Raw genomic sequence first — 24334 nt, 5'->3', positions numbered from 1 at the left:
TCCTGAGTGAAAAAAAAGGGGCCGGTGGCCCCAAAGGGTTGAGCTATTCGTTCTTGTCGACTAATCGGTAATACACGTAGTCTGAAATGGCGCCGTTCACAAAGCCGTCCACCGCGTCATGCATCGCGACTTGCTTGGTCGCCTGGAACATGATGACGATCGGCGAATCACCTTGTACGCCGCGCTGCAGTTCCCGGTACATGACCATGCGCTGTTCGTTGTCTTGTTCCGTCAGAGCCGCCATGGTCATGCGGTTCATCTCATCGGACGGCTGCCAGGCATTGCGCCAGGTGGTTGTGCTCTGGTAGTTGTCGTCTGAGTTATCCGAGTTGTAGGAAAACGCCTTGGCGTTTGAGTGCGGGTCCATGAAATCCGGTCCCCAATACAGCAACATGGCTTCATGAGTACGGGCCCGGTACTTGGTAATGACCTGAGCGCCGGTACCGGGAAGAATCTCGAAGTTGATACCGACCGGTGCGAACGTCGCCTGCAGGGCCTGAGCCATATCGGTAAACGGTGCCGAGTTGATCACATCGAGCGTGACAGTGATCGGCAGGTCCACACCGGCGTCTTCCAGGATGGCACGCGCTTTGTCCGGATTATACTCATATGGCGTCTCGGTGACCGCGCCCGGGAAACCGGCTGGCCAGAACGATTGATGGACTTCCATTTGTCCGTTCAGGAAAGAGTCGACCATGCCGTTGTAATCCACCAGGTAGCGCGCGGCTTCCCACAGAGCTTCGGACGTCAGGCGGGAATCTTTCTGGTTAAACGACAGGAAGTGTACAGCGGCCTGAGGGTAGGTTTTAACCGACACGTCGTTGTTGCCGGACAACCCCTTGACCTGATCCGGGGTCAGGTTCATGGCGATGTCGACATCGCCCGCTTCCAGTAACAACCGTTGCGTGGCCGCTTCGGCGACGTGACGAATGATGACGCCATTGATCTCCGGGGTACCGCCGAAATAGTCATCGTTGGCATCCATGATCAGCAATTCGGCCGGACGGTAGGTGCGCAATTTGAACGGACCGGTTCCGGCGGAATTTCTGTTGAGCCAGGCGTTGCCCATGTCCCCATCGGAGGCATGTGAGGCAACCAGTTCAGCGTCCACGATCGACGCCGGTCTGGACGCCAGCACGTTGAGTACGAAAGACGGTGCGAAGTCCCCTTCATACCGGACGGTGACGGAATCGTCACCCGCAGTCACCATGTCCTCGATGTTGTCTGAGGTCCAGCCCAACTGGGTCAGGATAAAGGCGGGCGCCTTGTTGAGTTCGATGACGCGCTTGAACGAGTAGACGACATCCTCCGGGTCGAAGGTGTTGCCGGAATGGAACCGCACGTCGTCGCGCAATGAGAATACGATTTCCCGATCTTCGGCATTCACCGTCCACTTGGTGGCCAGTCCGGGGGCCAGGGTGGTGGTGTCCTCTGCGTCGTATTGCACCAATTGATCGTAGGTGTTGGCGACGAATTCTCCCGAGGAAAACTCATAGGCCTGAGCCGGGTCGATGCTAACGATGTCGTCGATGTTCTGAGCGACGACCAGGGTGTCATCCGGTGTCGCGGCCCAGGCGGATACGCCTGGCAACGACAATACGAGGGCTGACACCGCAGCCTTCAGTCGGTTATTCATTGTTCTGATTCTCCAACAGTATTGGTCAATAATCGGCCCCGTGTTCAACGGGACGGCTGAGGGCCCTTCAAACGAGGGGATGTGCCTGTCCACAGCATTTTCACCGGAACATCGCCGATGTTCGCGAACTGGTGCGGTGTGTCGCCCATAAAGTGCAGTGAGTCACCGGCGTGCAGCGTGAAGGTGCTGTCACCCAATGTCTGCTTGACCGCGCCTTCCAGCATCAGAATCAGTTCCTCGCCGGGGTGGCTGGTCAGCTCGGACTCGTAACCCACCGGAATATGAATGATCAGCGAGGTCAACTGGCCGCCGGGGAGGTCGGTGGAAATCCGCTCGTACTGCAACGAGGAGTCGGCCACGGCAAATCGCGGCCGTTCATCGGACCGGGTGATGCTGTCCGTCGCTTTGGGCGTGGAGATGAAATACTCGATGCTGACACCGAGCGCCGCGGCCAACTGGGCAAGGGTACCCAGTGACGGCGTGCCTTTGCCCCGCTCCACCTGACTGAGAAAGCCAACCGAGATACCAGCCTGGTCACTGAGGGCTTGCAAAGTCATGCCAGCCCGGCGCCTGAGTTCACGGATTCGCGAACCGCTGAGCAAGGTAGTTCCGGCTTCGGAGTCAGAGAGTTGAGGGTTCATCGGTGATCTCTTGGCTGTGAAAGTAATTTGACATTAGTAAAAAAATTTAGTTAAGTCAAAAAACTTTTTCATAACAATAAAGGTTTTATATGACTGCCGTTCGCCTGTCGGCCCGGCCTGTACCGCCGTCTTTGCGGTGGTTGAAGACGGGAGCCGGTTTTCTGGCTACTTTGTCGCTGACGTTTCTGGGGTTGTTGTTGATCACCTTCGTTATTGGGCGGGTAGTGCCCATCGACCCGGTGCTGGCGGTTGTGGGAGACCGTGCACCGCAGGAGGTGTACGACGCCGTCAAGCTGGAGATGGGACTAAACGATCCGCTTTGGCTTCAATTCATTCACTACGTCGGTTCGGTGCTGCAGGGCGATCTGGGCATGGCCGTCAGCAGTCAACGACCGGTCATTGAAGAGCTGGGACGTGTATTCCCCGCCACGTTGGAGATGGCGACTCTGGGCATTCTGATCGGTGTGTTCATCGGTGTCCCCGCCGGCGTTGTGGCGGCGGCCAATCAAGGCCGTTGGGTGGATCAGGTCATTCGCGTGATCGGATTGGCCGGTTATGCGATCCCCGCATTCTGGCTAGGGTTGGTGGGGCTGGCGTTGTTTTACGCCCATCTTCATTGGGTCGGCGGCCCGGGACGGCTCGATATCTTCATGGAGGGCCTGGTCAAACCCAAAACGGGCTTGTTGTTGCTCGACAGTGCCCTGGCCGGTGAGTGGGGCGTCTTTCGCAGCGCTGTTTCACATATTGTGTTGCCGGCGTTTATTCTCGGGTTCTTCAGTCTGGCCTACATTGCTCGGATGACCCGCTCGTTCATGCTGGATCAGTTGAGCCAGGAATACATCGTCACCGCCCGAGTCAAAGGTGCACCGGAACGGGTAGTGATTTGGCGTCATGCCTTTCGGGCGATCCGCATTCAGTTGGTCACCGTGATCGGGCTGTCCTTCGCTCAACTGCTGGAAGGGTCGGTGATGATCGAGACGGTGTTTTCCTGGCCGGGGATTGGTAACTATCTGACCAATGCCCTGCTGAACGCGGACATGAATGCGGTGCTGGGCGCGACCCTGGTTATCGGTGCTGTGTTCATCGGCATCAACCGCCTGTCCGATTTGTTGTATCGCATACTGGATCCGAGGGCTCGCGCATGATGACGGTTAACTGGTTGATGAGTGACGCGCCCGAAACCCGTTGGCAGGCCGGTTTGGGGCAGGCGTATCGGACATCGCGGGCGCTGTTCGCTAACCCGTTGGCACTGGTGGGACTGGTTATTATTCTGGGGCTTCTGCTAGTGGCGGCCTTCGCTCCCTGGATCGCACCCTATTCGCCGATTGAAAGCGACCTGTCGGCGCGCCTGCTCCCGCCTTCGGCCGCACATTGGATGGGAACCGATGAATTGGGGCGGGATATTATGTCGCGCATTATTCACGGTTCTCGCATCACTTTGTACATCGTACTGCTGGTGGCCGTGATTTCCGCGCCATTGGGGCTGCTGATCGGCACCATGGCCGGCTATTTCGGCGGCTGGGTGGATCGCGTTCTGATGGGGTTAACCGATATCTTTCTGTCCATGCCCCGGCTGATCATGGCCCTGGCCTTTGTCGCCGCTCTTGGGCCGGGCATCGAGAACGCGGTGATCGCCATCGCGATTACCGCCTGGCCTGTTTATGCCCGCATTGCCCGGGCGGAAACCCTGACCTTTCGCAATGCGGAGTTTATGTCGGCGATTCGCATGCAAGGGGCATCGCACGCTCGCATCATTGTCCGCCACGTGATGCCCCTGTGTCTGTCATCGACGATTGTACGTGTGACGCTTGACATGGCCGGCATCATTTTGACCGCGGCCGGCCTCGGTTTTCTGGGGTTGGGGGCGCAACCGCCAATGCCCGAGTGGGGCGCGATGATTTCCAGCGGGCGGGCCTTCATTCTGGATCAATGGTGGGTCGCCACCATGCCCGGTTTCGCCATTGTTGTGGTCAGCCTCGGCTTCTGTCTGTTTGGCGATGGCTTACGCGATGTACTCGATCCCCGGAACAGGACCTGATCATGAGTTTGTTGAGTGTTGAAAATCTGCGCGTCGAGTTTCCCAGTCACCAGGGGCCGGTTGAGGTTGTAAAGGGCATCAGTTTCGATCTCGGTCGTGAACGCCTCGGGATCGTCGGCGAGAGCGGGTCCGGCAAGTCGATGACCGGACGCGCCTTGATGCGACTGATCGCACCACCCGGTCGGGTCACCGCGGATCGGATGGTGTTCGATGGCCAGGATCTGCAAACGCTTCCCGATAAAGCCATGCGACGATTGCGAGGTGCGCGGTTGTCGATGGTCATGCAGGATCCGAAGTTTTCACTGAATCCTGTTATGACGATTGGGCATCAGATGAGCGAAGTGCTTGAGTTCCACGGTCGGCAGAACAGAAAGCAGCGTCGTGAGTCGGTACTGAAGGCGCTTCGTTCGGTACGTATCGATGATCCCGAGCGCGTCTACCGGCAATACCCTCATGAAGTGTCCGGGGGTATGGGTCAGCGTGTCATGATCGCCATGATGGTGATTTTGGAGCCGGATTTGATGATAGCCGATGAACCTACGTCGGCGCTGGACGTATCCGTTCAGTCTCAGGTTCTGGACATCATGGACGACCTGATTCGATACAAAGGCATGGGCCTTATTTTAATCAGCCACGATCTGAACCTTGTTTCACGTTATTGCGATCGTATTTTGGTGATGTTCAAGGGGCGTATCGTGGAGACTTGTGAAGCCGGGCAATTGCATCAGGCAACGCACCCCTATACACAGGGCCTGTTGGCGTCGGTACCCGTATTGAATGAGCACCGGAACCGATTGCCCATCCTGGATCGTATTCAACTGGGGAGTGTGTAACATGATCGATCTGAAAGATGTCACCATTCGGTATGGCGATGCCGCCGTGGTCAACAATGTGACGCTCTCTGTTGAGTACGGTCAGAGTTTTGCCCTGGTGGGTGAGAGCGGTTCGGGCAAGTCCACAATACTGAAAGTTCTGGCCGGACAACTGTCTAACTGGTCCGGGCGGATTCGTCTGGGAGAGCACGAACTGGCACATGGCAGGGACAAAGCATTGGTCCGATTGTGCCAAATGGTCTTTCAGGATCCCTATGGCTCACTGCATCCCCGGAAAAGTGTCGATGCCATATTGTCCGAACCCTTGGCGATCCATGGTATCGGTCAAAGAGACCAGCGGGTTCAGGACGCGATGGCCGCGGTCGGGTTGGCCCGAAAGTTTCGATTCCGGCTGCCGCATCAATTGTCGGGTGGGCAACGCCAGCGTGTAGCCATCGCCCGGGCTCTGATGCTGGACCCTCCGGTGCTGCTCCTGGACGAACCCACATCGGCGCTGGACGTGTCGGTGCAAGCCGAGGTGTTGAACCTGTTGAAAGCGCTGCAGGAAGACCGCGGTTTAACCTATTTTATGGTGACTCACGATTTGCCCGTCGTGTCTTTTCTTTGCGACCGCCTGGCCATATTACGTCAGGGAAGGGTGGTGGAAGAGGCAACGGTGGACCAGTTAAAACAGCAGGCGTTCCGGAGCCCCTATGGGCAGGAATTGCTCAGTCACAGTCATTGACCGCCTGGCACTGACGGCTGATGGCATACGATCCGAGAGGTTTTCATGAATACTGAAATGTACATTGCTCATCTGAAGGCATTGGTCGATCGCTATGAGCAGGCTCTAAACACCCATGGCTATGACTGCGTCGTCATCAGTAGCGGCAGTCTGGCGATGGTGGCGGAAGATGACCGGGCTTACCCCTATAACCCGCGTCCCTTTGCTCAACAGTGGGTGCCTTATGATATCGATCCCGATACCTTCATCGTCTTTACACCGGGCGACAAACCCCGGTTGTTATGGCCGGCTCGAGCCGACTTCTGGCACTTAACACCCCAAGCCCCCGGTGGTGAATGGGCGGGGTACTGGAGTGTTGAAGCGGCCACCGGTCTGGACGATTGGCTGCCCAAACTGACCGGGCGCATCGCCTGGATCGGGCCCCGGCACCCGGCGCTGGCGGAGCAGGGCGTTCAGGTAGACATCGACCCCGCCGGTCTCAAGGCGGAACTGAGCTATTACCGCGCCTACAAAACCGATTTCGAGATCGAGTGCATGGCACAGGCTAACCGCAAGGCCGTAGCCGGTCACCAGGCGGCCCGGGACGCCTTTTTGCGCGGTGCCAGTGAAGCGGAAATCTACCGCGATTATCTGGCCGCGAGCGAACAGTTGGAAAGCCAGGAACCCTACAGCGGCATCATTGCATTGAACGAGGCGGCGGCGACGCTGCATTACGAGCGGCGCCGTTTTACGCCACCCGCCGAACACCGCACCCTGCTGATCGACGCCGGCGCCCGGGTCAACGGCTATGCCAGCGACATCACCCGCACCCATACGACCGACGGCGGATTGTTCGCGGACTTGAGGTTGGGGCTGGACGCCCTGCAGCAAACACTGAACGCCAGTGTGAAGCCGGGTGTTACCATGACCGAATTGCAGAACCAGGCGCTGGCCGGTGTTGCCGGCCTGTTGCGCGACCATGGTCTGTGCCGCCTGCCCGTCGAGGAACAGTTGGCCAAGCGCGTGCCTCACGCTTTTTTCCCGCATGGGTTGGGGCATCTGCTGGGGCTTCAGGTGCATGATGTCGGCGGGCATCAGCAAACCCCGGAAGGCGAAACCCGGGCCGACGATGACAACCCTTTCCTGCGCCTGACGCGCACGCTCGAATCCTCGATGGTCATTACCATGGAGCCCGGACTGTACTTCATCCCGATGTTGCTGGACCGTCTGATGCAACGGGAACCCGATCATGGTCTGGATTTGGCATTGATTGAGCGGCTCAAACCCTACGGCGGCATCCGCATCGAAGACAACCTGGTGGTGAGTGCCGATGGCGCCAGAAACCTGACCCGAGAAGCCTTCAAGGCTCAGCATTGATCCTGTCGAGTGCCATAACAGCCTGTGAGCGAGTGATTACACGCGCTCACAGGGACGGGTGTTGCGGCTTGTCGACACTCTAACTTTTTGAATCGGGCGGATTTTTGCGAATCAGCCTGCCAATGTGTCGACGTTTGTCGACACGTTGAATACGCCCTTTGTCGGCCCATTCCCGCGCAATCGATACCCGTTCCGGTGTCTCCAAATACCAACAGCATGAAAGCTGTTTTTAAACGGTCTGTCGCGGCAATACACATCATGAGCGCCTTTGTAGGACTGGCATGATGCTTGATTATCCACGGGTAGATGCGCGGGCAGGATTCGTTTCCGTGCATTGCCAAAGTCACCCACTCAATCAAGCAGGAGGGTGTTATGAGAAAGACAGCACTGGTAACCGGTATTTTATTCGCGATGGGGGCCACCGCACCCGCGATGGCCGCTGGTCAGTCTGAGGACGACTGGACCGCGAGCAACAACAAGAAGTTGTTTCAGACCATCGACACCAATGGGGACAGCGTACTGACCCAGAACGAAGTGTCCAATTACGATGAAATCGCCAATCTGTTCACTCATCTGGATGCCGATGGGGATGGCGAACTGTCCAATCGCGAGTTCGGTGAGTTCAACCCATCACAGGCCACCATCAACCAAGCCAAAGGCAAAATGTAATGCGGTGACCGCCGCCACAGGAAACCCTTTGTCACGGATCGACGCCTGACCCACAAGCCCGCCCGGCTACCGATAGCCTGGCGGGCTTTTTGTGTATCGGTTCCCTTCTTACGGTTCATGCCTGTGATGACCATCACACTCAGGCTAATGACTGTCGTCAATCTTGTTGCGATGTCGCTCTCAGACATTTCGTACGGTGATCGTTCGTTCTAAGGTGCCTGTAGCGGCTGTAGATGCCGGCGCAAGGAAATCGGGCGTCCGGGAGTGCATGCGGTCACGGCTGCTGTCCGAGTTGTAATCAACCAAAAATGAAATAATAAAGGAATACACATCATGCATATTACCCGTCGGATACTGGCGCGTTGCGCCGGTACCTCGATTCTCCTCGCACTTGGGTTTTCCGTTCAGGCCAAGGACATTCACGAACCCGGTGAAACCCAGCTGGAGTCCCGAGCCAGTATCGAGATTGTTCGCCATTCGGTCAGTCAGTCCAAGCCGATTCGCGAGTCGGCCTTTGTCTATGACCTGGCGCGCGACAATTTCGATCTGTCGACCTACCTCGACCGACACGCCCCTCACCTGAAGCCCCATGAGGAAGCCATTTCACATTGGACCGGCTATGCCAGCATTCATCCGCGTATCGTTCTGGCTCTGATGGATGCTCGAAGCGATGTGGTCTCCCATCCGACCGATGCGTCACTGGAACGTCCCTTTGGCACATTGTCGGACGAAGTGGGTTTTAACGACCAGTTGAGCGATGTGGTCACTCGATTGTCGGACCGTTTTTACAACATCAAGGGCATGCAACGCACGACCGGGCCGTCCCTTTTGCGGCGAGACGTGGAATCGGACGCATCCCCGGCCTCGCTGGTTATGGCCAGTGCGATGGCGGAGAACAGCCGGTCCATTCGTGCCGAGGACCCTCTGGAAGCGTTCGAGACCCGGTTTGCCGAATTATTTCCTGAACAGGCGGCCACGCTCAGAGGCCAGGAAACAGTCGATCGTCCCGAACCCAAGCAGGATCTGAAACAGAAGTCGGACCGATCCCTGCAGTGGAACTACGGGTACAACAGCTTCGTCCCCCCTGAAAACATGATGCAGATGCCCTGGCGCCAGGGGTACTGGTGGATCCCGAACGGCGCCCACGCCAATACCGGGTCCGGCTATCCGTTGTCGTCCATCGACGTCTCCTACGACTGGCCGCGTTGGGGCGCGCAAACCTACAGTGTGGCGGCGGCGCATGGGGGCTATGTGCGGGTGTTTTCACAGTGCCAGGTCCGGGTGACGAATCCCAATGGCTGGGCGACGAACTACTATCACCTGGAAGGCATTCAGGTGCGCGACGGGCAGTGGGTCAATCGCAACACCAAGCTGGCCAACTATGCGAACGACCGGGGCAATGCGCTGTGCCAGGGCGGCAGTTCCACCGGTCCGCATCTGCACTTTTCGTTGTTGTATAACGGCCAATACCGGTCACTGCAGGATGTGAATCTGGGACCTTACAAGATCGACGTCGGTCGCTGGAGTTACGACGATAACTGCTACAACTATTGGTTGTATAACGAATATCGGAACCGCTCTATCTGCGCCTGGAATTCCATCTACAACTACGGGGCCAAGCAGTAACCCCGAAGCCAACCCCGGGAGCGCCGGCGCTCCCGGGCGGGTCAGCTGATTTCCCGAGCATTCCCAAGTCAACACTCGATAACATTGACCGCCAGTCCGCCTTTCGACGTTTCCTTGTACTTGTCCTGCATGTCCTTCCCGGTTTCACGCATGGTTGTGATGGCTTTGTCCAGCGACACGAAATGACTGCCGTCGCCGCGAAGCGCCATCTGCGCGGCGTTGATGGCCTTGACCGCCGCAATGGCGTTGCGTTCGATACAGGGCACCTGGACCAGGCCGCCAATTGGGTCGCAGGTTAGGCCGAGGTTGTGCTCCAGCGCGATTTCCGCCGCGTTTTCCACCTGGGCCGGCGTGCCGCCCAGAACCTCGGTTAGGCCGGCAGCGGCCATGGCGCAGGCCGAGCCAACCTCGCCCTGGCAGCCGACTTCGGCGCCGGAGATCGAAGCGTTCAGTTTGCACAGTCCACCAACGGCGGAGGCGGTCAGCAGGAAGGGAATGATGTCGTCGCTGTTCAGGCGATCGCTGAAGGTCAGGTAATACATCAATACAGCCGGGACGATACCGGCGGCACCGTTGGTCGGTGCGGTGACCATGCGACCGCCGGCGGCATTCTCTTCGTTCACCGCGAGCGCATACAGGTTCACCCAGTCCATGGCGCCCAGGGTGTTGGCGATGACATTGCGACCGCGCGCCTGTTGCAGGGAAGCGTGAAACCGATGCGCGCGACGGGCGACATCGAGCCCGCCGGGTAAGGTGCCTTCGGTGGCGAGGCCGGTGTCGATGCAGTCGTGCATGGCTTGCCAGATGGCGTGTAGGCCGGTGCGGACCTCAGCTTCCGGTCGGCGTGCGCATTCGTTGGCCCACATCAGGTCGCTGATGCGCAACCCGGTTTCCCGGCAGAGATTCAACAGGGTGTGTGCGTCTGCGAACGCGTAGGGCAGGTCCGCATCCTGTGAAAAGAGGTGGCCCTTTGAGGCTTCGGTTTCGGTGACGACAAATCCACCGCCGACCGAATAGAAGGTTTCGGTAACTTCGCAACCATCCGACAGGAATGCGACCAGCGTCATCGCGTTGGGGTGATACGCCAGCGGTGTGTCGTCGAAGGCGATGTCCGTATCCGGATCGAACCCGAGTGTCCGATCCGGCCAGAGCGAGACGCCGGAGCGCAATCGATCCGGCAGGGACCAGAGCCAGGCCGGGTCGACCGAATCCGGTCGGGCACCGGCCAGGCCGCCCATGACGGCCACGTCCGTACCGTGCCCGCGCCCGGTGGCGCTGAGAGAACCGTGCAGGGTGACCTGTATGCGTTGAACGCGCGATTGTTGGGTGTCGGTCAGTGTGGTGGAGACGAAGTCGGCGGCGGCCGACATCGGCCCGACGGTGTGGGAACTCGACGGGCCGATGCCGATCTTGAACAGGTCGAAAACGCTGATGTGCATTGTTGTTCTCCCAGCGTGGTTCGGTGTGGGTTGGGAGCGGGTTGTAGGGCAGAAGAGCGGAGCGATATCTGCCGTGGAGGTATCCCGTGGCAGGGAGTTATACACAGGCTTCTTCTGCTTCCTACGGCAGATGTCGCCGTTGGCTCTTCTGCCCTACAATACTCAAGCCATCATTCAGTCCCGATAGGCGTCGGTCCCCGGGCAACTGCAGATGAAGTTGCGATCGCCGTAGACGTTGTCCACGCGATTGACCGCTGGCCAGAACTTGGCCGCTCGGACCGCTTCACTCGGAAATACACCGATATCCCGCGAGTAGGGCCGTTCCCAGTCACCGACCACATCGGCCTGGGTGTGCGGCGCCATCCGCAGCGGCGACTGATCCGCCGCCCATTCTCCGGTTCTGACTTTTTCGATTTCAGCGCGAATGCCCTTCATCGCGTCGATGAACCGATCCAGTTCAACCTTGGACTCGGACTCGGTCGGTTCGATCATCAGCGTGCCGGGTACCGGGAACGACATGGTCGGGGCGTGGAAGCCGTAGTCCATCAGTCGCTTGGCGATGTCTTCCTCGGTGATGCCGGTGTCGGCCTTGAGCGGGCGGATGTCGAGGATGCACTCGTGTGCCACCCGGCCATTACGGCCGCGATACAACACGTCGTAATCGTCCGCTAACTCATGGGCGATGTAGTTCGCCCCGAGGATCGCAAGTTCACTGGATTGGCGCAGACCGGTGCGACCCAGCATGCGGTTGTACATCCAGGTGATCGGCAGGATGCCGGCCGAACCGTAGGGCGCGGCGGAGACAGCGCCATCGTTCGCACCGGTTTCACCATGACCCGGCAGGTAGGGCGTCAGGTGCGCCTTCACGCCGATCGGACCCATGCCCGGACCGCCGCCGCCGTGCGGGATGGCGAAGGTCTTGTGCAGGTTCAGGTGCGAGACGTCGGAACCGATCAGACCCGGCTGGGTCAGACCGACCTGGGCGTTCAGATTGGCGCCATCGAGGTACACCTGGCCGCCGTGTTCGTGAACGATCCGGCACAGCTCGACCACGGATTCCTCGTAGACACCGTGTGTGGACGGGTAGGTGATCATGCAGGCCGACAGCCGGTCGCCGGCCTGTTCGGCTTTGGCCTTGAGGTCGTCCAGATCGACGTTGCCGTTGTCGTCGCATTCGACGATGACCACCTTCATGCTCATCATCGCCGCCGACGCAGGGTTGGTGCCGTGGGCCGAGGCCGGAATCAGGCAGACATCGCGCTGTCCTTCGCCATTGGCCTGTTGATAGCGTTTGATCGCCAGCAGACCGGCGTACTCGCCCTGGGCGCCGGAGTTTGGCTGCATGGAGACGGCATCGTAGCCGGTGATTTCGGCCAAATCGCGTTCCAACTCCTCAATCATGGTCCGGTAGCCGCGCGTCTGTTCCGCCGGGGCAAACGGGTGGATGTTGGCGAACTCGGGCCAACTGACCGGCATCATTTCAGCCGTGGCGTTCAGCTTCATGGTGCACGAGCCCAGCGGAATCATGCCGTGGACCAGGGAGTAATCCTTGTTTTCCAGACGCTTGATGTAGCGCAGCAGCTCGGTCTCGCTGTGGTACTGATTGAACACCGGGTGCGTCAGGATGGCATCCTGGCGTCGCTGGTCGGCGCGAATCCCGGTCGGCTCGCCGCCGATCAGAGCTGCGTCGATATCACCGACGGACTGCCCATGCTCCGCGCCCAGCAAGACGGTGAACAACTCGGCCACGTCGGCTTCGGTTGTGGTCTCGTCCAAGCTGATCCCGATGTGGGTCTCGTCCAGCAAACGCAGGTTCATGCCGGCCGCTTTGGCACGCTCCAACACAATGGGCTCGACATCGAGCGTCAGGGTATCGAAGTAGGTTGCCTGCACGTCCTGTCCGGCACGGCGCAGACCGGTCGCCAGAATGGCGGTCAGGCGATGGACCCGTTCGGCGATCGCACGCAGACCGTCCGGACCGTGATACACCGCGTAGAACGCCGCCAGGTTCGCCAGCAACGCCTGGGCGGTGCAGATGTTCGAGGTCGCCTTTTCGCGGCGAATGTGCTGTTCGCGGGTTTGCATCGCCATGCGCAAGGCGGTGTCGCCCCGGCTGTCGACCGACACCCCGATGATGCGTCCCGGCACCTGACGTTTCAGCGGCTCGCGGGCGGCGAAGAAGGCAGCGTGCGGGCCGCCGTAACCCATCGGCACACCGAAACGCTGGGCGCTGCCGAAGACGATGTCCGCACCCAACTCACCCGGCGAGCGCAGCAGCATCAGGGCCAGCAGGTCACTGGCCACGGCGGTCATGGCGCCCTGGGCGTTGGCGGTCTGAATCAATTGACCCAGGTCCGGAATATCACCGGACGTGTTCGGGTACTGGAACAGCGCGCCGAACGGCGTGTGCTCGCCGATGCTACCGGCCGGCGCGACGACCAGATTGAACCCGTGATGTTCGGCACGGGTGCGCAAGACATCCAGCGTCTGCGGATGGACATCGTCTGCGACAAAAAAGTCGTTGCTCTTGTTCTTGCGGTTGGCGCGCTGGCACAGGGTCATGGCTTCGGCGGCCGCCGTTGCTTCGTCCAGCAAGGAGGCGTTGGCCAGATCCAGACCGGTCAGATCCATGATCATCTGCTGGAAATTGAGCAGGGATTCGAGCCGCCCCTGGGAAATTTCCGGCTGATAGGGCGTGTAGGCCGTATACCAAGCCGGATTTTCCAGCACATTGCGCTGAATCACCGCAGGCATCAGGGTGTTGTAGTAACCCTGGCCGATGAAGGAGCGGTTGACGATGTTCTGATCGGCCAAAGTGCGCAATTCGGCCAGCGCGGCTTCTTCCGACAGACCCTCGCGCACGTCCAGCTCGCGGCCCAGGCGAATACCCTCGGGGACGGTCTGGTCGATCAGAGTCTGCAAGGTATCGACGCCGAGGGCGTCGAGCATGGCGGCCTGCTCGTCCGCGCCCGGGCCAATGTGGCGGTCGGTGAAGCTGGCACCGCGCAGTTGGGACAGGGGTTTCTGGGTGAAGGGCAGTTTGGCGGTCATGATGTGCTCCTTAGCCTTCATTGCCGAGGTGGCTCTGGTAGCCGTCGGCGGTCAGCAGGGCATCGAGTTCACTGACGTCGTCGACTTTGAGTTTGATCAGCCAGCCGTTGCCGTAGGCGTCTTCGTTTACGGTTTCGGGGGCGTCTTCCAGTGCATCGTTGGTGGCGACGACGGTACCGGCGATGGGCGCATAGATATCGGACGCCGCTTTAACGGATTCGATAACGGCGAAATCGTCGCCTTTACCCAGGGCCTGGTCCGGGCTCGGCAGTTCGACAAAAACGATGTCGCCGAGCTGGCTTTGAGCATGGTCGGTAATACCAATGGTGACGGTGCCATCACCATTGTCCCGCACCCATTCGTGGCTTTCGGCGTACTTCAATTCATTCGGAATGGCAGTCATCGTTATGTCCTCGGTGTTTGTCGTTTGTTCTGCGGTTGGGTTGGGACTGTGGTTAAATCCGGGCCCGCTGCCGGTGGTGCTCATTCAGGGTCGCGCGGGGTGCCGCCCACTCAATACGTCCATGTAGGCTAGACCGCAACATCCATGTTGCGGACTTCCCTGAATGAGCACCACCGGCATCGGTCCCTAACCATCTGTGCCAATCGACCGTTTATTTGGTTCAGATTTCTGTACCTGCGCGGTTCACTGCAGGCTAGCGCCGGGTACCGGGTAGACCTATTCGGGGATGTCGGCCGCCCGGACGGCGGCCGTCAAGCCCCCATGGATGGGTTCACGGCGACCCCGAATAGGTCTACCCGGCAGCCGGCGCGGGTTTAACCACCGGACCAATAGGGTTCAGCCATATAAGGGAAACCGCTCGCACAACTCTGCAATTTCACGTTTGACGCGTTCTTCGACCTCCGCATTGGGCGTGCCGTCTTTGTTGAGGCCGTCGAGTACGTCGCCGATCAACTGGCCAATTTGGGCGAACTCGTCGGAGCCGAAGCCCCGGGTGGTGCCGGCCGGGGTGCCGAGACGGATCCCGGAGGTGACCGTGGGTTTTTCCGGGTCGAAGGGGATGCCGTTTTTGTTACAGGTGATGTTGGCGCGTTCCAGTGCCGCTTCGACGATGTTGCCGGTGAGGCCTTTCGGGCGGAGGTCGACCAACACCAGATGGGTGTCGGTGCCGCCGGTGACGATGTCGCAGCCGCGGTCGATGAGCACACCGGCCAGGGTCTGGGCGTTGTCGATGACCTGTTGGCTGTAAGTGCGGAACGCGGGGCTCAACGCTTCGCCGAGGGCTACGGCTTTACCGGCAATGACGTGCATCAGTGGTCCGCCTTGCAGGCCGGGGAAGACGGCGGAATTGATCTTCTTGCCGAGGTCGAGGTCGTTACTCAGGATCATGCCGCCCCGTGGGCCGCGCAGGGTCTTGTGCGTGGTGGTGGTGACGATGTGGGCGTGCGGCAGCGGGCTTGGGTGCAGGCCGCTGGCAATCAGGCCGGCGATGTGGGCCATGTCGACCATCAGGTAGGCACCCACTTTGTCGGCGATGCGCCGGAATTTGGCGAAGTCGAGCTTGCGCGGAATGGCGGAGCCGCCGGCGATGATGAGTTTGGGCTGGCATTCGAGGGCCAGTTGTTCGACGGCGTCGTAGTCGATGCGCTGGGTCTCGGCGTCAACGCCGTATTGAACGGCGTTGAACCATTTGCCGGATTGGGCGGGGCGGGCGCCGTGGGTGAGGTGGCCGCCGGCGTCGAGGCTCATGCCCATGATGGTGTCGCCCGGTTGCAGCAGGGCGAGCATGACGGCGCCGTTGGCCTGGGCGCCGGAATGCGGCTGGACGTTGATGTATTGGCAGTCGAACAGTTGTTTGGCGCGTTCGATGGCGAGGCGTTCGACTTCGTCGACCCAGTCGCAGCCGCCGTAGTAGCGGCGACCGGGGTAGCCTTCGGCGTATTTGTTGGTGAGCAGGCTGCCCTGGGCTTCCAACACGGCCTTGGAGACGATGTTTTCGGAGGCGATGAGTTCGATCTGGTCGCGTTGGCGGCGGTCTTCCTGGCGGATGGCCGTCATGACGGAGGCGTCGCTTTTGGCCAGTGAGTCCTGGAAGAAGGCTTTTGTGCCATGGTGTTGGGTCATTGTGTGCCTCCGGTTATGCCCTGTGGTTGGTTGTTGGTGGCTGTCGTTCGCGCCGGTATTTCGTGCTGATTGGTTGGCTTTTGGTGCCAGGGTCCGCACCGGCTGGCCGGGATGCTCATGCGGGGTCGCCGTGAATACATCCATGTAGGCTTGACCGCAGCATCCTTGCTGCGGACATCCCCACCTGAGCATCCCGGCCATCCGGCGCTCAATCCGACACCACAAATTCAACTTTTGCCAACGTGCCGGCGCTAAGTGAGGTGGATTCTCGTCTGACCGCCCTTGCCAAGACATCTGGCAAGTACTCTCGAACCGGTCAGACCCCCACCAGTGGCGTCGCTTTAGTACTCGAAACCACCAACGTCTGTTTCATTGAGGCGCAGATTATCAACGGTATTTCTCGATATCAACAAAAATTTCCTATAGGAAACTTTTGCTCGGGATGGCGTTCTCGGGCATTTCAAGGGCCCTGTCGGTGTGCAATACTGAGGTAAGTCCCTGATACGAAACTTGATTTGGCATGGCCGACGAACCGCATTTTTTGAAAGAGCAGGATAGGAAGGCGCTGGAAGTGGAGCGCCGGAGTGAGACGGAGGCGACTCTGGAGCCGCTGCAGTTGGGGCAGCGGGTGCGGGCGATTCGTCTGAGTCAGAATTTGACGTTGGAGGAGGCGTCCAAGCGGACGGGTCTGGCGCGGTCGACGTTGTCGAAGATCGAGAATGAGCAGATTTCGCCGACATTTACGGCGGTGACGAAGCTGGTGCACGGTCTGGGCATCGATATTCCTCAGTTGTTCGCGCAGCCCCGGTCCGGGGCGAAGCCGGCGGGTCGGCGGGATATCACGCGCTCTGGGGAGGGGAAACCGCATCCGACGCCGACCTATGAGCATGAGTTGCTGAATACCTCTCTGACGCAGAAGAAGATGGTGCCGTTCCGCACCCGGGTGCATACGCGGACGTTCGATGAGTTCACGGACTGGATTCGGCACGATGGCGAGGAGTTTTTGTACGTGCTGTCGGGGTCGCTTCTGTTTTATACGGAGTTTTATGAGCCGGTTGAGCTGTTCGAGGGAGATTCGGCCTATTACGACTGCACCATGGGGCATGCGCTGGTGTCGACCAGTGAGGTGGATGCCGAGGTGTTGTGGGTGACGGCCTGACGATTGCCTTGACCGATTGACTCATTGGCCGGTCGTGTTATGGCCGGTTTCTGTCCTTTCCCAGACTTTCCTTTTGCCCGGTTGAAATCACGCCTCGGGTAGCCATAGCGATTCTCAGGAACTCTGAACCCGTATCCGGGTCTCAGTGGATACATGTGTTTGGGTTAACTCCCGGGAGGTTGGTTCATGCCTACCTATAAGGGTCAAAGTCGCCGTGCGTTTCTCCAGGTTCTGGTCGGTGGGGCCGCGTTGGGCCTGGCGTCGGTCAGCGGTTTCCGTGTGTTGGCGGAGACGTCCGGCGGTTCGAGCGGCGGGAACTCGGTGGATTGGGCGGCGTTGTCCGAGCAGGAGTGGCGTCGTCGCCTGACCGATGAGGAGTTCAAGATTCTGCGCAAGGCCGGTACGGAACGGGCGTTCAGCAGTCCGTTGAACGATGAAACCCGTAAGGGCACATTCATCTGCGCGGGCTGCGCGCTGCCCCTGTTCAGCTCGGAAACGAAGTTCAAAAGCGGAACCGGGTGGCCGAGCTTTTACGAGCCACTGCCGGACGCGGTGGAGACCAAACTTGATTTCAAGTTGGTGATTCCGCGCACTGAATATCACTGCCGCCGCTGCGGCGGGCATCAGGGCCATGTGTTTGACGACGGTCCGGAGCCGACCGGTAAGCGGTACTGCAACAATGGGCTGGCGCTGGATTTTGTTCCGGACGAGTCGGCCTGAGGAGCGAGTTATGAGTGATGCAATGAAAGGTGTGTTGGCTGTCGGTCTGGCGGCCGCGTTGAGTTGGGTGGCGCCGGTCTCGGCGGAAACCATGGCCAAGGCGACCTTTGCCGGGGGCTGTTTCTGGTGTGTGGAGGAGGCCTTCGACAAGGTCGAAGGCGTCACCCAAACGGTATCTGGTTATGCCAACGGCCATGTCGAAAACCCGTCCTATAAACAGGTCGTGCAAGGAGGCACCGGCCATGTGGAAGCCCTGCAGGTGACGTACGACCGCAGTCGGGTGTCGTATGAGACCTTGCTGGAAGCGTTCTGGGCCAATGTCGATCCGCTGGACGACGGTGGCCAGTTCTGCGACCGGGGGGCTTCCTATACGACCGGGATCTTCCATCACACCGAGGCACAGCGGCAATTGGCCGAACAGTCGCGTCAACGGCTTAGCGAACAGTACGATTTGTCGTCCGGGATCGTGACACCGATCGAGCCGCTGGAGGCGTTTTACCCGGCGGAGCAATACCACCAGAACTACCATCAGAAAAACTCGGTTCGCTATAACTATTACGTCTGGCGGTGTGGTCGTCACGATCGGCTCGAAGAGCTGTGGGGCGAGGCCGAAGGCAAACGGCTGTCGCTGTTCCCGGAAAGTTCCTGATACAGCGACCGGCCGGCTTTCCGGTCGGTCGAGTACCGGTAGGTTCTTGATCTCGAACGAGATTTTGTAGTCCACAGGGCCGGGTCAACTCGGCCATTGGGGGTGCCCGAATTGCGTTGAATCAAAGTTGTGAGTGAATTCTCGTTCGCGCCCATTGATCTTGTCATCGGCTGTCTCCATAATCCGCGCCGCGATCGAGATCGCTCAATTTTTCGGCAATTGCCGGGCCCTTCCACGCTGTTGTTATTTGGAGAACGCCATGACAGCAATCGGTCTCACTCCCACCCCCATCCAAAAGATCAACATCGACTATTACATGCCGTCCATGCCGCCGCTGTGGCTGATGGAGAGCGCCGTTCGTCTGTATAAGGCCTGGCAGTACCGCCGCAAGCTGGTCGGGTTGTTGCGCTATGACGACCACATACTGGAAGACATGGGACATTCACGAGCCGAGTTGCTGATGGCCATTAATTTGCCGTTGAAGCAGGATCCCCGCCCGTACCTGAAAGCCTGGAAGGCATTGCGCCGCCAAACCGGCTGATGCCTCTCTCCGGGGAGCCTCGCGTGCTCCCCGTACGTTCTGTTATTCCATGACCCGCAAATAGGCTTCGATCTGTTCCGCCGCCCGGTCCGGCGTCACCTCCGCCCCTTTGATCAGTCGGTCGAAATGCTGCGTCATCGCCCGAATGTGCTCCACCGAATGCACGATCAGGTACATGTTCCCGAGGTAGATGATGGCCCGTTGCGGGCCGAACAGGGTGTAGGGTGCCGAAAAGGCGGTGTGCTGGTCGTACAGGAAGAGCCGGTAAGTCGGGTAGAACGCCTCCACCAGGGCCCGCATGTGTTCCAGTTGCTTGCGCCGGATCGGCGCCGCCAGGTCACTCCAGATGCCTTCGCCCTTGGCCAGGTGCTCCAGCGTCTGCAGCGGCATGCAGACCTCGATGTCCGTCTCCGGAAACGGCGTTTTGTCCAGCAGTTCGCGCGCCTGTTTGTCCTGGGCTTCGCGGATTTCCAGATTGTGGTCCTTGAACTCGTATTCGCTGACCTCGGGAATACGCAGCAAATCCGGGATGGTGCTGGGGATGTAGCGGATCTTGTAACCCAGGGCCTCCCGGTGCCACTGCGCCAGTTTTCGTTGCGCTTCGTCGCCGGACATGCGCAACGTCTCGACCGAGGGGATGCTGTCATCCCGCTCGCCTTCCGTCGCCACCACACCGAGTAACCAGTCCACCGAGACACCGCAGAATTTGGCGATGTTGAACAGAGTCTCCGCTCGCGGCAGACGGGTCGCCTCCGGCATCAGGAATTGGCTGAGTGCCGAGCGGTCGATGCCGATCGCCTGGGAGAACTGGCTCAGGTTGAAGCCGTGCCGGGAAATCAACAGCGCCATGCGTTCGCGGAACGTCTGGGCGATGTCGCGCTTGTCGGCGGGCTGGAATTCATCTTGTTGTGAAAACACTGCAAATCCTATGAAAGTCACATCATGGGAATTATGTTGCGAAGAAACATTTTAGACTTCACATTCTCAGATTGTCTACAACGGTCGGTCGGCCTCTAATACACAGTCCAACGTGAACAGAGGAGTAACCGACCGCGTGGGCTTACGTGACCGTGCCGAATGGAAAACCCTGTTGCTGATTCTGGCCTGTTATGCGGCCTGGATCGGCGTCTTGTCGAACCCGCTGGACATGGCCGTCTGGGCGCAATGCCTGCTGCTGATCCCGCTGATCACCCTGCATTCGTCGTTGCAGCACGAATGCATCCATGGCCATCCCTTCCTCGACCAGCGCTTGAACGATGCGTTGGTGGCCGTCCCTCTGGGCCTCTTCGTGCCCTATCGCCGGTTCAAGGCGGCGCACATCAAACACCACCATGGCGCCAGCCTGACCGACCCCTATGAAGACCCGGAGAGCTGGTACCAGACGCCCGAGCGTTGGCAGCGGCTGCCGACGACCGTGAAAATCCTGCTGCGCTGGAACAACCGGCTTGTCGGGCGGGTGCTGCTTGGGCCCTTGTTGAGCGTGATCGGTTTCGTGGGGAGTGAGTTGTCCACAGGCCGGCGAACACCCGCCACTGTGCGAATCTGGGTACTGCATGGCCTGGCTGTGATCGGTCTGCTGGCGGTCATTCACATCGGGACCGGGTTGTCGGCCGCCCTTTATCTGCTGTGTGCCTATCTGGGCTACGGCCTGCTGTCGGTGCGAACCTTTCTGGAACATCAGGCCGATGACTCGATGAGGGCCCGCACTGTTCTGATCGAAGACACCGGTCCGCTCAGTTGGCTGTTCCTCAACAACAATCTGCATGCCGTACACCACGCCTACCCGAATGTCGCCTGGTACGAGCTGCCGCGCTTGTTCCGGAACAACCGAGAGCGACTGCTGGCGATGAACCAGGGCTATTATTTCAGGAGTTACGCCGAGATCTGGCGGCGGTTCGCCTTCCGGGCCAAGGAGCCGGTGGTCTATCCGCTGGCCGGAGAGAATCGGGGTCAACGTGGAGGTGTGGCATGAGCGCATCCATCGTGACCCTGCCGATGTACGACTGGCCGGAAATCCGTTCCGAGACCGACCAGTTCTACAACCTGTTGCGCGAGAGTCTCGCCGACCGGGGGTTTTCGCCACCCGAACGACTCGACCGGCAAGTCGACCTGATGAGGCTCTGGTCATCGCCCGACCTGTTGCTGGCCCAGACCTGCGGCCTGCCGTTGGTGACCCGACTGAAAGAGCGTGTCTCGGTCGTGGGCACGCCGTCCTACGACATCGACTGCAGCTTCGGCCAGTACTTCAGCGTGCTGGTGGTACACCGCGACAGCGATATAGAGGGGGTGTCGGACCTCGTGGGTGCGCGCTTCGCCTGTAACGACATCGGCTCCCAGTCCGGCTACGCCGCGCCGTTGTTCCATCTGTTGCAACAGGTACCGCAGGTCCCGGCCAGCCTGAAGCGGCAAATCACCGGTAGCCATCGTGCCGCTCTGCAAGCCGTGGCCCGGGGCGAGGCCAATGTCGCCGCCATCGACGCCGTGACCTGGGCGCATGCCCGCCGGTACGAGGCCGCCACCGGGCAATTGCGCGTGCTGGGACGCACCCCGTCGACGCCCGGGCTGCCGTTCATCACCGCCAAACGCTCAGAACGCGAGGTGCATCGATTGTACCTGGCCGTAGTCGACGCCATGGCTGCGTTGAACGAACCGGTGCGCGATGCCCTCCTGCTGCTGGGCTTCTCGCAGACCCGGCTGCGCGACTACCGCGTCATCAAGCGCCGCTATACCGACCTGACCGAACGACTCGAATTCACCGATGAAACCGACAAGGTGACCGAATGACTCAAGCACTGGTGACCCCGCCCGACGCTTCGACCACACCGCTGAAATTCGCCGACGCCGGCCGAACCGATCTGGCCGATCTGGTCGATCTGGAGCGCTACCCGATTCACGATCCGGACAGCCCGGCCTGGGCCGATCTGATCACCCGCGTGAAGGCCGACCTCGACCGGGACGGCTGCTCCGTGCTGCCGGCTTTTCTGACCGGGGCCGGTCTGGCCCAGGCCAAACAGGAAACCAACGCCCTGGCCCCCAAGGCGTTTTTCCAACATCTGCGGTGCAACATCTACAACACCGAACCGGACGACCGCCTGGCCGACGACGACCCGCGGCAACTCTTCTTCGAACGCTCCAGCGGTTTCGTCACCCGCGATACCATCCCGGCGGACACGGCCTTGCAGCGCATCTACGTCTCGCCAGGTATGAAGCGGTTCGTCGCCGAATGCAACGACCAGCCCGAAGTGTTCGAATACGCCGACCCCTTCGCCGGTCTGGTGATCAACACCATGCCACCGGGCACCCAGCAACCCTGGCACTACGACACCAACGAATTCATCACCACCATTATGACCCAGTCCCCGGACGAGGGCGGGGTTTTCCAGTACTGCCCGAACATCCGCACACCCGGCAACGAAAACCTCGACGGCGTCGGCCGGGTCCTGCGGGGCGACGACACCTCGCCGATAAAAGAACTGCGTTTGCGTCCCGGCGACCTGCAGATGTTTCGCGGCCGCTACTCCCTGCATCAGGTCAGCCGCGTCCGGGGCGATACCGCTCGCCTCACCGCCGTGCTGGCCTATGCCAAGAAACCCGGCGTCGTCGGCCCGGTCGAACGCACGCGCCAACTCTACGGTCGGGTGTCCGAGGCTCACATCCTGGCCGAACGCGCCCAGGCCGACTCCTACGACGGGCTGATTCGCTGATGGCTGTGCCGATGTTAAAACCCGATGAACGTCAGCTCGACCTGGAACGCCTGGACCGCCTTCAGGCCCAGATTCGCGCCCACGACTGCGCCGCCGGGCTCTTCTACGACCCGACCAACATCCGCTACGCCAGCGGCACCAGCAATATGCAGGTCTACGGCCTGCACAACCCCTGCCGCTACGTCTTCGTCCCGGCCGAAGGCCCGGTTGTCTTATTCGAATTCGCCGGCTGCGAGCATCTGGTACAGGGCAAAGCCGCTGTCGGCGAGATCCGCAACGCCGTCGCCTGGTACCACTTCATCGCCGGTGATCGGGTCGAGGAAAAGGCGCGAGACTGGGCGAATGAAATCGCCGACCTTATGCGCCAGCACGGCGCCGACAACCGCCGCCTCGCCGTCGACCGGCTCGACCCCATCGGCCTGCGGGCGCTCGAACGCCACGGCATCGACGTCATCGACGGCCAGACCGTCATCAACCACGCCCGCAAGATCAAAACCCCGCAGGAACAGATCGCCGTGCGCGCCGCCGTCGCCAACTGCGAAGCCGGTATACAGCTCATGTACGAACACCTCGAACCCGGCGTCACCGAACAACGACTCTGGTCCTACCTGCACCAGGCCAACATCGAACACGGTGGCGAATGGATCGAAACCCGCCTGCTCACCTCCGGCCCACGCACCAACCCCTGGTACCAGGAGTGTTCCTCCCGCGTCATCGAAGCCGGCGACATGGTCTCCTTCGACACCGACCTCATCGGCGCCTTCGGCTACTCCGCCGACATCTCCCGCAGCTGGATCGCCGGCGACCGGCGACCCAGCAGCGAACAGCGCGCCCTCTACGCCGCCGCCTACCAGCAAGTGCACGACACCATCCCCCTGTTCCGGCCCGGCGTCACCTTCGCCGAAATCGCGGAGAACAGCGCCCGGTTACCCGAGCGGTACCGGGAGCGCACCAATTCCGCTATCGCGCATGGGATTGGCTTGTGTAATGAATACCCCTTGATCGTCAGTCCGCATTTGTGGGAGGACGGCGGTATTGAAGGCATGATCGAGCCTGGGATGGTGTTGTGTGTGGAGAGTTTTGCCGGGGAAGTGGGGGGTAAGGAAGGGGTTAAGTTGGAGCAGCAGATATTGGTGACCGAGGATGGGCCGGAATTGTTGTCGAAATACCCGTTGGAGGAGCGGTTGTTGTAACCGTGGTCATTGGTTGGGGTGTTTGGTCCTACAAACGGGGCTGGTTGAGTAGGTTGGATAAGTCGCGCTTACGCGACGTAATCCTACAAGGGTGACCATGGTTTGAGTAGGTGCAAAGGTTTGGATGTGTTGGATTACGCCTTTGGCTACCGAACCGTCGGACCGATCCAACCTTGTATGTTTTACCCAATGAACTTGATAGGGTTCGAGACCAGTCACCGGGGAGACCGTTCCAACCTAGAAGCCACATCAGTGGACTTCGTCCGTAG

Annotated in this window: 22 protein-coding genes; 15 read left to right on the top strand and 7 right to left on the bottom strand. The window is 60.0% G+C overall.

Translation table 11 applies throughout. From position 1 onward, the window contains the following. Nucleotides 1–43 precede the first annotated feature (43 nt). Together IE111_RS21825 and IE111_RS21820 are read right to left on the bottom strand one after the other, a co-directional pair. Nucleotides 44–1636 carry an ABC transporter substrate-binding protein gene (locus IE111_RS21825; RefSeq protein WP_189612871.1) on the bottom strand — a complete coding sequence of 531 codons (1593 nt, stop codon included), beginning with the start codon at nt 1634–1636 and terminating at the stop codon, nt 44–46. Between the two features lie 44 nt (nt 1637–1680). Next, nucleotides 1681–2277: a helix-turn-helix domain-containing protein gene (locus tag IE111_RS21820; RefSeq protein ID WP_189612869.1), complete on the bottom strand. Its 597-nt coding sequence runs from the start codon at nt 2275–2277 to the stop codon at nt 1681–1683. A gap of 89 nt (nt 2278–2366) precedes the next feature. Between IE111_RS21820 and IE111_RS21815 the strand changes: the two genes are divergently transcribed. The 7 genes from IE111_RS21815 to IE111_RS21785 all read left to right on the top strand — a co-directional run bounded on the left by IE111_RS21815 (nt 2367) and on the right by IE111_RS21785 (nt 9523). Then, nucleotides 2367–3422 carry an ABC transporter permease gene (locus tag IE111_RS21815; RefSeq protein WP_189612867.1) on the top strand — a complete coding sequence of 352 codons (1056 nt, stop codon included), beginning with the start codon at nt 2367–2369 and terminating at the stop codon, nt 3420–3422. Beyond that, complete coding sequence (locus tag IE111_RS21810) at nt 3419–4315, top strand: ABC transporter permease (RefSeq protein WP_189612865.1); 897 nt, start codon at nt 3419–3421, stop codon at nt 4313–4315. Before IE111_RS21815 ends, IE111_RS21810 begins: the two co-directional genes overlap by 4 nt. Nucleotides 4316–4317: 2 nt before the next feature. After that, nucleotides 4318–5148 carry an ABC transporter ATP-binding protein gene (locus tag IE111_RS21805; protein ID WP_189612862.1) on the top strand — a complete coding sequence of 277 codons (831 nt, stop codon included), beginning with the start codon at nt 4318–4320 and terminating at the stop codon, nt 5146–5148. A 1-nt stretch (nt 5149) separates the two neighbouring features. Then, the gene (locus IE111_RS21800) at nt 5150–5872 is read left to right on the top strand and encodes an ABC transporter ATP-binding protein (protein ID WP_189612860.1); all 723 of its coding nucleotides are present in this window, start codon (nt 5150–5152) and stop codon (nt 5870–5872) included. A gap of 45 nt (nt 5873–5917) precedes the next feature. Next, nucleotides 5918–7228: a Xaa-Pro dipeptidase gene (pepQ, locus tag IE111_RS21795; protein ID WP_189612857.1), complete on the top strand. Its 1311-nt coding sequence runs from the start codon at nt 5918–5920 to the stop codon at nt 7226–7228. Between the two features lie 372 nt (nt 7229–7600). Continuing rightward, entirely contained in the window at nt 7601–7897 is a 297-nt protein-coding gene (locus IE111_RS21790) for an EF-hand domain-containing protein (protein ID WP_189612855.1), read from the top strand. Nucleotides 7898–8230: 333 nt separating this feature from the next. Then, nucleotides 8231–9523, top strand: coding sequence for a M23 family metallopeptidase (locus IE111_RS21785; protein WP_229805478.1), 1293 nt, complete (start codon nt 8231–8233; stop codon nt 9521–9523). Between the two features lie 68 nt (nt 9524–9591). Here IE111_RS21785 and IE111_RS21780 read toward each other — a convergent pair whose 3' ends face one another. From IE111_RS21780 to glyA, 4 genes are all read right to left on the bottom strand, one after another. Further along, a complete protein-coding gene (locus IE111_RS21780; protein ID WP_189612853.1) occupies nt 9592–10962 on the bottom strand; it encodes an L-serine ammonia-lyase in 1371 nt (456 codons plus the stop codon). A gap of 174 nt (nt 10963–11136) precedes the next feature. Continuing rightward, nucleotides 11137–14013 (bottom strand): aminomethyl-transferring glycine dehydrogenase, encoded by a 2877-nt coding sequence (gene gcvP, locus IE111_RS21775; RefSeq protein ID WP_189612851.1) that lies wholly within the window; start codon nt 14011–14013, stop codon nt 11137–11139. Nucleotides 14014–14023: 10 nt separating this feature from the next. Then, a complete protein-coding gene (gene gcvH / locus IE111_RS21770) occupies nt 14024–14416 on the bottom strand; it encodes a glycine cleavage system protein GcvH (RefSeq protein ID WP_189612849.1) in 393 nt (130 codons plus the stop codon). 396 nt (nt 14417–14812) lie between these two features. Continuing rightward, a complete protein-coding gene (gene glyA, locus IE111_RS21765) occupies nt 14813–16099 on the bottom strand; it encodes a serine hydroxymethyltransferase (protein ID WP_189612847.1) in 1287 nt (428 codons plus the stop codon). Nucleotides 16100–16619: 520 nt separating this feature from the next. On the opposite strand from glyA, the gene IE111_RS21760 reads away from it, so the two are divergent. From IE111_RS21760 to IE111_RS21745, 4 genes are all read left to right on the top strand, one after another. Then, complete coding sequence (locus tag IE111_RS21760; protein ID WP_189612845.1) at nt 16620–17258, top strand: helix-turn-helix domain-containing protein; 639 nt, start codon at nt 16620–16622, stop codon at nt 17256–17258. Nucleotides 17259–17444: 186 nt separating this feature from the next. Next, entirely contained in the window at nt 17445–17978 is a 534-nt protein-coding gene (msrB, locus tag IE111_RS21755) for a peptide-methionine (R)-S-oxide reductase MsrB (protein WP_189612843.1), read from the top strand. Nucleotides 17979–17988: 10 nt separating this feature from the next. Further along, nucleotides 17989–18627 carry a peptide-methionine (S)-S-oxide reductase MsrA gene (gene msrA, locus IE111_RS21750; protein ID WP_229805477.1) on the top strand — a complete coding sequence of 213 codons (639 nt, stop codon included), beginning with the start codon at nt 17989–17991 and terminating at the stop codon, nt 18625–18627. A gap of 259 nt (nt 18628–18886) precedes the next feature. Beyond that, nucleotides 18887–19168, top strand: a complete 282-nt coding sequence (locus IE111_RS21745; RefSeq protein ID WP_189612841.1) for a hypothetical protein — start codon at nt 18887–18889, stop codon at nt 19166–19168. A 42-nt stretch (nt 19169–19210) separates the two neighbouring features. Here the strand turns inward: IE111_RS21745 and IE111_RS21740 are convergent, their stop codons facing one another. Further along, nucleotides 19211–20086, bottom strand: a complete 876-nt coding sequence (locus IE111_RS21740) for a helix-turn-helix domain-containing protein (protein ID WP_229805476.1) — start codon at nt 20084–20086, stop codon at nt 19211–19213. Between the two features lie 136 nt (nt 20087–20222). On the opposite strand from IE111_RS21740, the gene IE111_RS21735 reads away from it, so the two are divergent. Genes IE111_RS21735 through IE111_RS21720 form a run of 4 tightly spaced genes read left to right on the top strand, consistent with a single transcriptional unit; the run spans nt 20223 to nt 24065 of the window. Beyond that, nucleotides 20223–21140, top strand: coding sequence for a fatty acid desaturase (locus IE111_RS21735; protein ID WP_229805475.1), 918 nt, complete (start codon nt 20223–20225; stop codon nt 21138–21140). Continuing rightward, nucleotides 21137–21952, top strand: a complete 816-nt coding sequence (locus IE111_RS21730) for a phosphate/phosphite/phosphonate ABC transporter substrate-binding protein (protein WP_189612839.1) — start codon at nt 21137–21139, stop codon at nt 21950–21952. The genes IE111_RS21735 and IE111_RS21730 overlap by 4 nt, the downstream gene beginning before the upstream one ends. After that, entirely contained in the window at nt 21949–22872 is a 924-nt protein-coding gene (locus IE111_RS21725) for a HalD/BesD family halogenase (RefSeq protein ID WP_189612836.1), read from the top strand. The genes IE111_RS21730 and IE111_RS21725 overlap by 4 nt, the downstream gene beginning before the upstream one ends. An 11-nt stretch (nt 22873–22883) precedes the next feature. Next, on the top strand, nt 22884–24065 hold the full coding sequence (locus IE111_RS21720) for a M24 family metallopeptidase (RefSeq protein WP_189612834.1): 1182 nt from the start codon (nt 22884–22886) through the stop codon (nt 24063–24065). Nucleotides 24066–24334 lie beyond the last annotated feature (269 nt).

The organism is Saccharospirillum salsuginis (assembly GCF_014651855.1).
Lineage (GTDB): Bacteria > Pseudomonadota > Gammaproteobacteria > Pseudomonadales > Natronospirillaceae > Saccharospirillum > Saccharospirillum salsuginis.
This window is presented reverse-complemented; position numbering and strand designations above follow the sequence as displayed.